General features: G+C 63.0%; 15 protein-coding genes. 6 read left to right on the top strand and 9 right to left on the bottom strand.

Features of this window, described 5'->3' with window-relative positions:
- Positions 1-104 precede the first annotated feature (104 nt).
- Together ycaC and trxC are read left to right on the top strand one after the other, a co-directional pair.
- Positions 105-731, top strand: a complete 627-nt coding sequence (gene ycaC, locus BLU85_RS22325; RefSeq protein WP_025211469.1) for an isochorismate family cysteine hydrolase YcaC — start codon at positions 105-107, stop codon at positions 729-731.
- A 174-nt stretch (positions 732-905) separates the two neighbouring features.
- Positions 906-1,328, top strand: coding sequence for a thioredoxin TrxC (gene trxC / locus BLU85_RS22320; protein ID WP_092203447.1), 423 nt, complete (start codon positions 906-908; stop codon positions 1,326-1,328).
- 3 nt (positions 1,329-1,331) lie between these two features.
- Here the strand turns inward: trxC and BLU85_RS22315 are convergent, their stop codons facing one another.
- The 8 genes from BLU85_RS22315 to BLU85_RS22280 all read right to left on the bottom strand — a co-directional run bounded on the left by BLU85_RS22315 (position 1,332) and on the right by BLU85_RS22280 (position 9,081).
- Entirely contained in the window at positions 1,332-2,528 is a 1,197-nt protein-coding gene (locus BLU85_RS22315; RefSeq protein ID WP_092203445.1) for an ABC transporter substrate-binding protein, read from the bottom strand.
- The gene (locus tag BLU85_RS22310; protein ID WP_092203443.1) at positions 2,528-3,532 is read right to left on the bottom strand and encodes a CobW family GTP-binding protein; all 1,005 of its coding nucleotides are present in this window, start codon (positions 3,530-3,532) and stop codon (positions 2,528-2,530) included. Before BLU85_RS22310 ends, BLU85_RS22315 begins: the two co-directional genes overlap by 1 nt.
- Entirely contained in the window at positions 3,529-3,828 is a 300-nt protein-coding gene (locus BLU85_RS22305) for a hypothetical protein (RefSeq protein ID WP_092203441.1), read from the bottom strand. The genes BLU85_RS22310 and BLU85_RS22305 overlap by 4 nt, the downstream gene beginning before the upstream one ends.
- A 14-nt stretch (positions 3,829-3,842) precedes the next feature.
- Entirely contained in the window at positions 3,843-4,592 is a 750-nt protein-coding gene (locus BLU85_RS22300; protein ID WP_092203439.1) for an SDR family NAD(P)-dependent oxidoreductase, read from the bottom strand.
- A gap of 70 nt (positions 4,593-4,662) precedes the next feature.
- Positions 4,663-5,424: an SDR family NAD(P)-dependent oxidoreductase gene (locus tag BLU85_RS22295; protein ID WP_092203436.1), complete on the bottom strand. Its 762-nt coding sequence runs from the start codon at positions 5,422-5,424 to the stop codon at positions 4,663-4,665.
- Positions 5,425-5,435: 11 nt separating this feature from the next.
- Positions 5,436-6,776 (bottom strand): MFS transporter, encoded by a 1,341-nt coding sequence (locus BLU85_RS22290; RefSeq protein ID WP_092203434.1) that lies wholly within the window; start codon positions 6,774-6,776, stop codon positions 5,436-5,438.
- Positions 6,777-6,803: 27 nt separating this feature from the next.
- Positions 6,804-7,685, bottom strand: coding sequence for a polysaccharide deacetylase family protein (locus tag BLU85_RS22285; protein ID WP_060739506.1), 882 nt, complete (start codon positions 7,683-7,685; stop codon positions 6,804-6,806).
- Positions 7,686-7,719: 34 nt separating this feature from the next.
- Positions 7,720-9,081 (bottom strand): amidase, encoded by a 1,362-nt coding sequence (locus BLU85_RS22280; RefSeq protein WP_092203432.1) that lies wholly within the window; start codon positions 9,079-9,081, stop codon positions 7,720-7,722.
- A 347-nt stretch (positions 9,082-9,428) separates the two neighbouring features.
- Here BLU85_RS22280 and BLU85_RS22275 point away from each other — a divergent pair, with 347 nt between their 5' ends.
- Positions 9,429-10,430, top strand: a complete 1,002-nt coding sequence (locus BLU85_RS22275; protein ID WP_060739507.1) for a GntR family transcriptional regulator — start codon at positions 9,429-9,431, stop codon at positions 10,428-10,430.
- A 24-nt stretch (positions 10,431-10,454) separates the two neighbouring features.
- Here the strand turns inward: BLU85_RS22275 and BLU85_RS22270 are convergent, their stop codons facing one another.
- Positions 10,455-11,222 (bottom strand): ParA family protein, encoded by a 768-nt coding sequence (locus BLU85_RS22270; protein ID WP_063323262.1) that lies wholly within the window; start codon positions 11,220-11,222, stop codon positions 10,455-10,457.
- 359 nt (positions 11,223-11,581) lie between these two features.
- Here BLU85_RS22270 and BLU85_RS22265 point away from each other — a divergent pair, with 359 nt between their 5' ends.
- Genes BLU85_RS22265 through BLU85_RS22255 form a run of 3 tightly spaced genes read left to right on the top strand, consistent with a single transcriptional unit; the run spans position 11,582 to position 13,324 of the window.
- Positions 11,582-12,301, top strand: coding sequence for a beta-ketoacyl synthase chain length factor (locus BLU85_RS22265; RefSeq protein ID WP_092203430.1), 720 nt, complete (start codon positions 11,582-11,584; stop codon positions 12,299-12,301).
- Positions 12,277-13,086 (top strand): lysophospholipid acyltransferase family protein, encoded by an 810-nt coding sequence (locus BLU85_RS22260; protein WP_092203428.1) that lies wholly within the window; start codon positions 12,277-12,279, stop codon positions 13,084-13,086. The genes BLU85_RS22265 and BLU85_RS22260 overlap by 25 nt, the downstream gene beginning before the upstream one ends.
- Positions 13,067-13,324 carry a phosphopantetheine-binding protein gene (locus BLU85_RS22255; RefSeq protein ID WP_014336216.1) on the top strand — a complete coding sequence of 86 codons (258 nt, stop codon included), beginning with the start codon at positions 13,067-13,069 and terminating at the stop codon, positions 13,322-13,324. Before BLU85_RS22260 ends, BLU85_RS22255 begins: the two co-directional genes overlap by 20 nt.
- The last annotated feature ends 1 nt before the right edge of the window (position 13,325 follow it).

Here is a 13,325-nt window from a genome sequence, read left to right as displayed (position 1 = left end):
GGAGCGCTTCGACCGGATGAGTCACCCATCAATCGCTACACCGACATTAAAAACCTTGACCACGCCGAAACCTTCGGCAAACAAAACTTAATGAGGGCTACGCCATGACCACTTCCTACAACCGTCTCGACAAAGATAACGCCGCCGTTCTGCTGGTCGATCACCAAGCCGGCCTGCTGTCCCTGGTCCGCGACATCGACCCGGACCGCTTCAAGAACAACGTGCTGGCCCTGGCCGACCTGGCGAAGTACTTCCAACTGCCGACCATCCTCACCACCAGCTTCGAAACCGGCCCCAACGGCCCGTTGATGCCAGAACTCAAGACGCTGTTCCCGGACGCGCCGTACATCGCTCGCCCTGGCCAGATCAACGCCTGGGACAACGAAGATTTCGTCAAGGCGATCAAGGCCACCGGCAAGAAGCAACTGATCATCGCCGGCGTGGTCACCGAAGTCTGCGTAGCCTTCCCGGCACTGTCGGCCCTGGCCGAAGGTTTCGACGTGTTCGTGGTCACCGATGCTTCCGGCACGTTCAACGAACTGACCCGTCAATCGGCCTGGGACCGCATGTCGTCCTCCGGTGCGCAACTGATGACCTGGTTCGGCCTGGCCTGTGAACTGCACCGCGACTGGCGCAACGACGTGGAAGGTCTGGCGACCTTGTTCTCCAACCACATCCCGGACTACCGCAACCTGATGACCAGCTACAACACGTTGACCAACGCCAAGTAACAGCCTCACCGATGTACCCTGTGGGAGCGAGCTTGCTCGCGATAGCGGTCTGACAGTCGATGCAGTATTGACTGATAAACCGCCATCGCGAGCAAGCTCGCTCCCACAGGGTTTTGTGGTGGTTTATGTATAGTGTTCAATCTGTGCCAATGATTTTTCCGGGAGACCGACCTGATGCTGATCCCCTGCCCCCATTGCAACGGGCTCAACCGCATACCCGCCGAGCGCCTGGGCGACCAGCCCAAGTGCGGGCGCTGCAAGGCCCAGGTGTTATTGAGCAAACCGTTCGAACTCAAGCAAGGCGACTACGCCAGCCAGATCAAGGGCGACCTGCCGTTGTTGGTGGACGTCTGGGCCGATTGGTGCGGACCGTGCAAATCCTTCGCCCCGGTGTTCGAACAGGCCGCCGCGCAACTGACGGGCAAATGCCGCTTGGCCAAGCTCGACAGCGAGGCCAACCAGCAACTGTCGGCACAGTTGGGGATCCGCTCGATTCCCAGTCTGATTCTGTTCAAGGAAGGCCGGGAAGTGGCGCGTCAGAGCGGAGCATTGCCGTTGCCGCAATTGATGAGCTGGTTGCGCAGCCAGGGGATTTGATGCTCAGCGGCCTTTGTTGGCCGCACGCAGAAAATCCCCCCAACGCCGCACCAGGTAGTTGTGCTCGTCCATCACCGAGTTCCACACGGCGATATGGCCCATGCGTTGCTCATACGAACCGCCGTCGCGCATTTCGCCGATGTCGATCAGCGGTTCACCATCGCTGCCTGGCAACACTTCCCGGGCCGGTTTGCCGGCGTACCAATAGTCCCATTCGGCATCGCTCAAATGATCACGGCTGCGGGGCGGGTTGCTGATGTAATACCCCTGGCGCGCCATGACCGCGCCGGGCCATCCCGAGAGCCACCAATTAAGGAACGCATAGGCGGCATCCAGCACCGCTCCCCGGGCATGGCGTGACACCGACAACCCACCGAACCAGGCGCGATAACCTTCACGGGGCACGGCAAGGCGGTACTTGATCCCGGCCCGATGCAGGCGCATGAGGGTCGGCGACCAAAGGCTCTCGATGTCGATGGTCGGGCTGAGCATCAGTTGCGCCGCCTGTTCGTCATCCGACCAGAACGCCGCGAAATGACCTTCGCGCTGCTTGCGCACCAACACGTCGGCCAAGTTGTCGATCTCTTCGATGCTGAGATTGCCGATGTCCTTGAACGACGCCAAACCCATGCCCTGTATCGCCAGCGCCGCGTCGATGGCGCCAATCGCCGCGTCGCTTTGCAGCGCGGTACGTCCGCTCCAGGCCGGATCGAGCAGCCAGCCCCAACTCTCGTTGTCACGGGAAAACCCCGTCGGCAAGCGTTCCGGGCGATAGGCAAAACTGTCGGCGTTGTGGGTCAACGGCAACATGCTGATGTAGTCGCTGACGGTGCTGCCCAGGCTGCCGTCGTGTTGCACATACAGGCGCTCATTGGGCACGCTGCCGCTGACCGGGCGATCCGTGGCGGACAACCGGCCGCGCTTGGGCAGGTCGTTGATCTCGTGCCACAGCGCGATGCGCCGGGTATCGATGGGCTGGATCGCTCTCGCCGGCCAGACGAAATCAACGTTGTGAAACCACTGGTCGTACAGGTCATAGCTGTCCGGTTGCATCACCGCGATGCGCTGGGCCTGCTCGACACTGTGGACCTGATAGACCAGGCGAATGCCCAGGTCCTGTTCGGCGCGAACCCGCAGGGATTCGAGCAAGGTGACGGAGGTGCCAAGCACCCGCAACGTGATGGGTGAGCCGCTAGGCATCAGGCACTCACCTCAGCCGCCGGGGCGAAGCAACGGGCGAAGACATCGAACGAATGCCGCAACCGCTCCGGGTCCAGGCCCCTGAGGATAAATACCAAGCGCGATTGGCGCTCGGCACAGGGCCAGTGGGGCAAGTGTACCGGCGCGTGCAGGCAATGCTGCACACCATGGATGACGACTGGGGCCTGGAGGCTGTTCACGTTGAGCAATCCCTTGACGCGAAGAATGCGTTCGCCGTGGCATCTTAGCAGCATCGACAACCAGACCCCGAAGCCGATCCAGTCCAGCGGCTGATCGAAGGTCAGGCAGCACACCTGGGCATCGCCGTGCGGCGTGGCCTGGCCGTGCGGACGATGCAGTTGCCAACGGGCCACCTCGACTTCAGGCGTGGCGCCACGCAGGCCTTCGCCCAACAATAATTGATCGCCACTGAGCACGTCGTGGGTGTCGAGCAGCGGCACCCCCGGGTTCAACGCTTGCAGCCGCTGACGCAACGCGCTGACAGCCGGCGCAGTGGCCTGATCGGTCTTGCTCAGCAGCAGGCGGTCCGCGGCGGCCACCTGGGCCAGCCACTCTGGATGGATGCGCGCCTGCAACTCGGCGTGACAGGCGTCGACCAGCGTCACCACCAAGCCGACATGGAAGCGTCCGCGCAATTGCACGTCGTTGTTGAGTGTCGCCAGGATCGGCGCCGGATCGGCCAGCCCGGTCGTCTCCAGGATCACCCGTCGAAAGGCCGGGATCTCGCCCCGGTCACGCCGCGCCAGCAGATCGAGCAATGCCTCTTTCAACTCGCCGCGGATGGAACAGCAGACGCATCCACTGGGCAACAGCACCGTGTCCGGCGCCACCTCCTGGACCAACAAGTGATCGATGCCGATATCGCCGAACTCATTGATCAGCAGCGCTGTGTCACCGAGGCTTTCGTCTTGCAGCAGACGGTTGAGCAAGGTGGTCTTGCCACTGCCGAGAAACCCGGTCACGACGTTCAGGGCGATGCTCATGAGGCCGACTCCAAAGACTGGAGCAGGGCCGGATCGAGAGGATCCGCCGCGCGGCCCGCCATCGACTCGGCCAGGCTCCACAGCTGGTCGAGCCCACTGGCCAGTTCCTGCCGCCCGGTAGCGCCCAGCAGCAGATACGCCGTGCCCTGGAAGTCTTCGACCTTGAGCCGTAACGGCGCCAGCACCCGGTTAATCGCTGAAATCCGCCGCAATCGCTCGCGACGACGGGGCAGCCCGTCACCCAGCGGATCGCTCCAATGCACGTCTTCGCCCAATAGACCGCACAAGCCACACATGCTTCAGCACTCCTTCATGGCATGACGTCGCCGGCATTCGGTCCCAGGGTTTGCCCCACGAACAGGTTGCCTCCCGGGTCACTGGCCAGCAGCACGGCGGTGGGCGCCACTTCCGTGGCCAGGCCGAAGCGTCGCAAAGGCAGTTCGGCGGACTTGGCCTGTTTCCAGCTTTCACTGATGCCGGCCACCAGCGGTGTTTCGATCGGTCCGGGGGCGATGGTATTGACCAACACGTTGTCGGCAGCCACTTCCAGGGCCAGCGACTTGGTAAAGCCGATCACCCCGGCCTTGGCCGCCGCGTAGTGGCTGAGCTCGGCCCCGCCTTTGATGCCCAATTGCGAGGCGACGTTGATGATCCGCCCCCATCGCTGCGCCAGCATGTGGGGCAAGGCTCGCTGGCTGGCGATGAACACGCTGGTCAAGTCGACCCGGAGCATGTCGTTCCACATGTCGATGCTCAGCTCGGTACAACGCGCCTGGGTCAGCATGCCGGCGTTGTTGACCAGGATATCGATACCGCCGAACCGCTCGACGCACGCATCGACCCCAGCCTGGGCCCCTTCGACCGTGCCGACATCGGCCACGCACTCGTACACCTCGACCGCCAGCGCGCGACAGTCGTTTGCGGTGGCGGACAAGCGCTCGGCATCGCGATCTGCCAGCACCAGGCGCGCACCTTGCGCGGCATAAGCCCGCGCGATGGCGGCACCGATGCCGCTGCCGGCGCCGGTGATCACGGCGCGGCGGTTGAACAGTTGTCGCATGGGACAATCCTCCAGATCCAGGGCAAACAGGGATGGCCGTCACTGAAAACAAAACCCGTGACGCCCGGCGTCAATCCGGCCAACGTACCGTCAGGCCGCCGTCGATGATGATGCTCTGGCCCGTCAGGTAGCTGGACTCATCGCCGGTCAGGAACCGCACCAGCGACGCCACCTCATCGGCGCGGCCGACTCGCCCCAGCGGAATCGCCCGGGCCGCCTTGGCCAGGCCTTCGGGGCCGAGGGAGTTTTTGCTGTCCAAGGACTGCGGCGTCTCGATCAGGCCCGGGATCACCGCATTGCAGCGAATGCCCTGCCCAGCCAGCTCCACCGCCAGCGAACGGCATAGCCCTGGCACACCGGCCTTGGCCGCGGCGTAATGAGAATGGTCCTGCCAGCCATACACGCCGCCGGCGATCGAAGAAATCGCCACCAACGCACCGCCCTCGGTCATGTAGCGAACGCTGGCGCGGAAGGTGCGCATCACCCCGGTCAGATCGACATCGAGCATGGCGTTCCAGGCCTCGTCGCTCATTTCCAACAGCGGCGCACGGCGCAGCAGGCCGGCGTTGGCCACCGCGTAATCAAGGCGCCCGAAAGTGCTGAATGCCTGCTCGGCCAGGTTATCCACCGAACGACTGTCGGTGACGTCCAGTGGCAGCATCAGGCATTCGCCACCCAACGCCTCGATCTGCTGGCGGGTGTCTTGCGGGTCGTGGGGGTCCGCCGGCAAGTAGCCCGCGGCCACGGCCACACCGTGACGGGCATACGCCACGGCCAGCGCTTGGCCGATGCCGCTGGCGGCACCGGTAATCAATGCAACTCTACGGGTCATGAGGGGCCTCCTTATTTCACGGTTTCCGGACGGACGTGGCGCGCCGCGAACATCAGCGCACCGGAGAGGAAACAAGGCAGCGCGCCGAAGTACAGCGCCGAGGTCTGCCAGTTGCCACCTGCCGCCAGCACCTGGGTGGCACCGAACCCGGCCACCACCGCGCCGATCGGCCCCATGGCATGGATAATCGCGCCGCCCGTGGCGCGGATGCTGGTGGGGAAACTCTCGCCGATGAAGAACAGCGCCGCCGAATAGGGCCCGATCAGAAAGAACAGGCCCAGGCTGTAGAGACCGACCACCATCGGCAGGTTGCTCGGCCCGTAGAGCATGCCGGCAAACGACAGCCCACCCAGCATCCAGCCCAACGCGATGACATTGCGCCGGCCGATCTTGTCGCCCATCCAGCCATGGCTCAGGTAACCGCAGTAGCCCACCAGGTTGGAGAGCACCAGGATGATCAACGAGTTTTCGAAGGAAATATGGTGCACGCTGACGATCACCGTCGTGCCGAGCACGCTGAACACCTGGATCGCCGCCCAATTGAGCAGGATCGCCGCGCCGATCACCAGTGTCGCGCGCCGCGACGTGCCGCGAAAGGCCGACGCGAGGCCGGCCTTGCTGTGTTCCTCATAGTCGACGCCGTAGGTGGACGCCACTGCCTGGGCGTCGGCGACCGCGCCGCTTTTGCGCAACTGGCCGATACGCTGGTGGATCTGGAACTGCGGGCTTTCCTTGAGCTTGCGCGCCATGATCGCAATGACGATGGCCGGGATCGCCGCAAAGATAAAACAGCCCTGCCAGCCGACGGTCGGCAGCAACACGGCGGTCAATCCGGCGGCGGTCAGCGCGCCCACCGGCCAGCCACCCTGCACCAGGCTGTAGATGAAACCACGGCGCTTGGCCAGCCTCGGGTCATCGGAGGCAGCGTAGAGCTCGCTCAGATAGGTGGCATTGACGGTTTCTTCCGCGTAACCCAACCCGCCGAGAGAACGGATCAGGATCAACGGGGACTTGCCCCAGGCACCGCCGATGGCCGTCAGCGCCGAACAGATCGCCGCGCCGCTGACGGTGAAGATGATCCCCATGCGCCGGCCCAAGCGGTCCACCAGGGGGCCGATGGCCAACGCCACCACCGCCGTGCCGACCGCCACCCAGGTGGCGATTTCGGCTTGCTCGACTTCGCTCCAATTGAAGTGCCGGCCGATTTCCGGCAACAACGTGCCGAACAGAATGAAGTCGTAGACCGCAAACACCCAGGCAAAAAAAGCGATCCAGGTGGCAAAGCGCACCTGGGCCGAGGTCAATTGCTCGGGCTTCCAACCAGTCAGGTCGAGTTTGTTGTAGATGGACATGAGAACACGCCTCGAATAAATGCCGGATCAGCGGCTGCGGGGGTTGCGGCGAATGAAGTCGTCGGCAATTTCATCGAACGTGACGAAGCGCACGCCGGCATGGCCCTGGATGTGTTCGATCAGGCGCTCCAGCATCAGCAGCACCTGCGGGCGCCCGGAGACGTCGGGGTGGATCGTCATGGTGAACACGGCATGCTCGTGTTCGCGATAGACCCAGTCGAACTGGTCGCGCCACATCTCTTCGAGGTGCCGCGGGTTGACGAAACCGTGGCTGTTGGGCGACTTCTTGATGAACATCATCGGTGGCAGGTCGTCGAGGTACCAATTCGCTGGGATTTCCACCAGATCGGTTTCCTGGCCACGCACCAGCGGTTTCATCCAGGTGTCCGGGTGCTGGCTGTAGTCGATCTTGGTCCAGCTGTCGCCGACGCGAACGTAGTAGGGATGGAAGTCGTTGTGCATCAGGCTGTGGTCGTACTTGATGCCTTTCTTGAGCAGCAGCTCGTTGGTCACTTTGCTGAATTCCCACCAGGGCGCGACATAGCCGGTAGGCCGCTTGCCGGTCACTTGGGTAATCAACTCGATGGATTTATCGAGCACCGCCTCTTCCTGCTGTGGGGTCATCGCGATGGGGTTTTCGTGGCTATAGCCGTGCACGCCGATCTCGTGGCCCGCATCCGCCACGGCTTTCATCTGCTCGGGAAAGGTCTCCAGGGAGTGCCCGGGGATAAACCAGGTGGTACGCAAACCGTAGCGCTCGAACAACTTGAGCAGCCGCGGCGAGCCGACTTCACCGGCAAACAGGCCGCGGGAAATATCGTCGGGTGAGTCTTCACCGCCGTAGGAGCCGAGCCAGCCCGCCACGGCGTCGACATCGACCCCAAATGCACAAAGAATATCTTTAGCCATGATCGGCCTCCGGTTGTGGTGGTTCAAACATCAATCAGGGATTGGCCAGCGTCGCCTCGACCGAGCGCGCGACTCGCAGGAGCCGGGCATCCTCGCCTTGAGGCACGCTGAGCAGCAGGCCGGTGGGCAGCCCCTGGCTGTCACGGCCGCTGGGCAGGTTGACGCCGGGCATGTCGAGCAAACTGCCGGGCATCGTCAGGCTCAGGGTCGCGAGATTGGTACGGACAAACAGTTCGTCGTCAGTCTCCAAAGGCGCCAGCGGCGGGGCGACATGGGCCACGGTCGACGTAATCAGCACCGCGCCGTCGAGTTCCTCGACGAGTTGGCGTTGCAAGGTCGATCCCGCGTCGTAAAGCTTGAGCACCTGGCTGGCGGTCATGGGCCGCGCCGCTTCGAGACGCCGGCGTACCCGCGGGTCGAGACGTTCGGCATCGGCGCTGTCGAGCAAGGCCTCATGCAAGGCGAACGCCTCGGCGGCCCCCAGCCAGCCGTGGTCGCGGATCAGCGCGAGGCTGGCCTGGAAAGCCGGCAATGGCCGAATCTCCACCAGCGCCCCAGCGGTGCGCAGCGCCTGGACACCGGCCAGCAAATTGGCCCGCACCGCGGCCTCGACACGAGCATCCTCCAACACCGCTTGCTCGACCCAGAAACGCTGCCCGGCCAGGCTGCGCACCGGTGGCGCTTGCCGTGGGTCGCGACCCTGAAGCAATTCGTCGATCATCCAGGCGTCACGCACACTGCGAGTCAGCGGGCCGATGCTGTCGATGCTGTGGGCCAGAGGAAATACCCCATCGCGACTGTAACGACGGGAGCTGGCGCGAACCCCCACCAAAGCGTTGAAAGCCGCCGGGATACGGATCGAACCGGCGGTATCGGTGCCCATGGCGATCGGCACGATGCCCGCCGCGACCGCCACCGCCGAGCCGCTGGAGGAGCCGCCGGGGATCCGCGGTTGTGCATCGCTGAACGGGTTGACCGGCGTGCCGAAGTGCGGGTTGAGGCCGAGCCCTGAATAGGCGAACTCGCTGAGGTTGGTCTTGCCCAGGCAGACCATGCCGGCCCGGCTGAGCAGGCTGACACTGGCCGCGTCCAGCAACGCGGGCGGTGCGTTCCGGCGCACCGCCGCTGCCGCGGTGGTGACACTGCCGGCCACATCGAACAAGTCCTTCCAGGCCATCGGCACACCGTCGAAGCCGCTCAACGGTTGCCCGGCACGCCAGCGCGCCGCCGAGGCCTGCGCTTCACGCCGGGCCCGGGCCTCGGTCAACGACACGAACACGTGTTCGGCGCGAGCGGCTTGCTCCAGCGCTTGTTCCAGCACCTGGACCGGATCGGTGCGCCCTGACGCGAAGGCTTCGGCCAGTGCAATGGCATCCAGCGAGGAAAATGGGCTCATGGGCTGCGGCATCCAAAAAACGTATCTATTATTAAAATGTACATTTTGTATGGAGCAGATTCCGTGCCAGCTACGCTTATACAATCCATAGCTGCCGAACGCCAAAACGCCCAGAGGGGCTGGAACCATCGGCTTAGAGCTGCGTGGATGACTTGGATGAGCGGGGCCCTGGCCAACATCCAGATGACAGGCTTATCTAATGTATATTTTTATAAAAGATACATTTAGGTGCATAAAAGTAACGTTTTGATGGAGCGAGCCCCACGAAAGGGCGCGCCAATGTGACCCTCAGTGACACAGGACACTGTGAGAGAATCCCTCCATCGCCGTCATGCCCAGAGGAATCGATGAAAGCAGCGCCAGCCCAAGACCCGCGTACCGCGTCTCGCTACGCAATGATTCATCAGGTATTGCGCGATGCAATCACCGAGGGCACCGCACTGCAGGGCTTGGTATTACTGGAAGCACCGCTGGCGGAGCTGTTCGGCACCAGTCGTGTGCCGGTGCGCAAGGCGCTGGATCTGTTGCACGAGGAGCGGTTGATCAGCCGTTTTGACGGGCGTGGGTACTTGATCAATCCCCTGGGCTTGGACATCGAGCCGCTGCGCCTGCCCTTGAGCCATGTTCACCTTGGCCTGGCGCGTGGCGAAGAACGGGTGGACACGCGACCACTGGGCGAGCGGATCCACGAAGAAATCGGCAGCGCGCTGCTGACCTGTATTACCTTCGGCCACTACCGCCTCGATGAACAAGCCGCCGCCGAGCACTACGGCGTGAGCCGGGCCGTGGTGCGAGAAGCCTTGATGCGCCTGAGGGACCGGGGCTTGCTGGAAAAAGAGCCCTACTCACAGTGGCTGGCCGGCCCGCTCACGGCCCGGGAAGTCACCGAAGATTATGAGTTGCGCGCCTGCCTGGAGCCCGAGGCGCTACGTCAAAGTGCGCCAGGGCTGAGCCGCGAACAACTGCAAGCCATGCTGGAACGGGTAACCCAGGCGCAACAGGCTGAGCATTGCCCGGAAGAGACGATCCAGCGCATCGAGGAAGACCTGCACCAGCACTGCCTCAGCGGCCTGCAGAATCGCAAAATGGCAGCGCTGATTCGCCAGGCCCAAAGCCCGATGATCATCAGCCGGATTTTTTCCCGGCTGCTGGGAATCGGCGCGGACCCCGCCATGCTGGCCGAGCACCGCCTGATCCTGGAACTGTTGCTGCACGGTGCCTTCGACGCCGCCGCGCTGAACCTCAAGGAGCATTTGCAACGCGCCCGGCAACGGATGTTGCAACGCCTCAAGGTGCTATCGGTCGTGCCGGAGCAGGACTTGCCACCCTACCTGAGCAAAATCAGCTGATCGCCCACGGACAGCGACCAGCCCTCAGCTTTCCAGCAATCCATGCAATTCCACGAACTGCTGGGTCAGCTTGTGCCGCGGGTCAAGGTGGATCAGCGGCAGGCTGGCCTGGTGGGATTCGCGCATGCGCACCGAACTGCTCAAGTACACCGGCAATACCGGCAGGCCTTCGGCGATCAGTTCGTCGAGAATCTGCTGCGGCAGGCTGGCACGGGCCTGGAACTGGTTGACCACGATGCCTTCGACTTCCAGGCCTTCGTTATGGTCGTCCTTGAGTTCTTCAATTTCCGCCAGCAGGCCGTACAAGGCCTGACGGGAGAAGCTGTCGCAGTCGAACGGAATCAGCACCCGATCAGCGGCGATCAACGCTGAAACCGCATAGAAATTCAGCGCTGGCGGGGTGTCCAGGTAAATCCGGTCGTAATCCTCCTCCAGTTCTTCGAGCAATTTGCGCAGCTTGTTGATCTTGTGCTTCGCCTCGAGCTTGGGCTGCAGGTCCGTCAGCTCCGCCGTGGCGGTGATCACGTGCAGGTTGTCGAACGGCGTTTCGTAGATATCCACCTTGTTCTTTTTCGAGAAAGGCCCGGACGACAGGGTCTGCTTGAAGAAGTCGGCGATGCCCATGGGGATATCGTCGCCGGTCAGGCCAGTCAGGTATTGAGTGGAATTGGCCTGGGCATCCAGGTCCACCAACAGCGTGCGATAGCCCTCGCTGGCGCTGACTGCCGCCAGATTGCAGGCGATGCTGGACTTGCCCACGCCACCTTTCTGATTGAACACCACACGCCGCATGTCAAAACCTCCGTGTATCAAAGATTCCCGAGTGTAGTAGGCCGCGACACTGCTTAGCTACCTTCTGCGTAGAAGGACTACAGCAACAGTGGCTTTTCCAACGATTCAGACGTCAATCGTGCCCGGATAAAGACAGAAACAACCGACAGACACGCCCGTGACGATCGCGATAATGGTCCAAGCCAGGCATCGAGTGGACCGACTCGTACATTTTGCTGGGCAAAATGTAACCAGTATTTGCTACAAGCCAACCGCACCGGGATAATGCGCGCCACTTGGGTCGCAAGGCCATGCAGGGTAGGACGCGGGTCAAACCACTGAACCGTGACAATAAAAGCCCCGCAGGGGTGGGATGAGTCTTGATCAATTTCAATATCGCCCAATGGCGCGCGTGGGCCCCTGGGCTCGAAAGCGTGGACGACTGGCAGGCCTGGAGCCGACAGCCGGTTGTATTGCCGGCCAGCGATGCCGCCCCCGACGTATCGTTCCTGCCTGCCATGCAGCGTCGTCGCCTCAGCCGCCTGGCGCGGATGGCCTTCAGTGTCGGCTGGCCACTGGCCGAGGGCCAGCCGGGCCTACCGTTGGTCTTTATTTCCCGCCACGGCGAAACCCCGCGCACGTTCGAGATTCTCAAGGACCTGGCGGCCAACCAGCCCTTGTCGCCAACCCAGTTCAGCCTGTCGGTGCACAACGCCGTGATCGGCCTGTGGTCGATCATGCGCGGCGAAACCAGCGAAATGACCGCCCTGGCCGCCACCGGCGACGGCTTGGAGCACGGCGTGCTGGAGGCCGCCGCCTTGTTGAACGAAGGCTCGCCGGCGGTGTTGCTGGTGATCACCGAAGAACAACCGCCGCAGGTCTACGCACCGTGGGTCGATGACGTGCCTTTCCCCTATGCCGTGGGCCTGCTGCTGACGCCCGGCGACGACTGGCGATTGGACCTGTCCGCGCAGGCCGGCCAACGATCCGGCGGCGACTGGCCCCATGCCCTGGACCTGTTGCGTACCCTGCTGAACAACGAAACCACCTGCCAACATGCCTGGAAGAATCGTGTATGGAACTGGCAACGCAACCGGTGACCGGTAAACATCGCGACGCCTATTACTGGCGCCTGGTCGCGACCGCCGCAAGCTTCGCCCTGTTCGGGCTGGGCGGCCTGTGCCTGCGCTTGCTGGTTTTTCCGTTGCTGGCCTGGCTGCCCGGCGATGCCCAGGCCCACCGACAGAGGGCTCGACGCACCGTCGGGCGGTTGTTCCGGTTTTTTATCCGGTTCATGGCCCGTACCGGCGTGCTCACCTACCAGATCGATGGCGCCGAACGGCTCGGGCGCCCCGGGCAGATGATCATTGCCAATCACCCCTCGCTGATCGACGTGGTGTTCCTGATCGGGCTGGTGCCCAACGCCAACTGCGTGGTCAAGCAAAGCCTGTGGGACAACCCCTTTACCCGTGGTCCATTGCGTTCAACCCAGTACATCAGTAATGACGGCAGCATGGACATGCTCGATGCCGCCAGCGATACCCTGCAAGCTGGCCAGACGCTGATCGTGTTTCCCGAAGGAACGCGCACCCAGCCAGGCCAGGTGCCGGCCTTTCATCGGGGGGCCGCGGCCATCGCCCTGCGGGGTGCGAAAATCCTCACGCCCGTCACGATCAAGGTCAACCCCACGACCCTGACCAAAGCCGAACCCTGGTATCGCATCCCCCGGCGCCGCGTGCACTTCAGTTTTCACGTCGGGGCCGATATAGATCCACAGGCGTTCGCCGCGCTCGGCCCGCCGCCCCAGGCTTCGCGCAGGCTCAACGATTTCTTGCATCACTATTTCATCAAGGAGCTCGCCGAAGATGAGCGATCTGCACCGTGACATCAAACAGCTGATCATCGACGCCCTCGGCCTGGAAGACATCGGCATCGACGACATCGGCGACCACCAGACCCTGTTCGGCGAAGGCCTGGGCCTGGATTCGGTGGATGCCCTGGAGCTAGGCCTGGCGATCCAGAAGGAGTACGGCATCAAGATCGACGCCGACGCCAAGGACACTCGTAACCATTTCAGCAATGTGGCAAGCCTTGCGGCCTTCGTCACTGCAAAACGCCCCTGAG

The sequence above is a fragment of the Pseudomonas sp. NFACC14 genome, assembly GCF_900106885.1.
In the GTDB taxonomy this organism is placed as follows: Bacteria; Pseudomonadota; Gammaproteobacteria; order Pseudomonadales; family Pseudomonadaceae; genus Aquipseudomonas; species Aquipseudomonas fluorescens_AA.
This window is presented reverse-complemented; position numbering and strand designations above follow the sequence as displayed.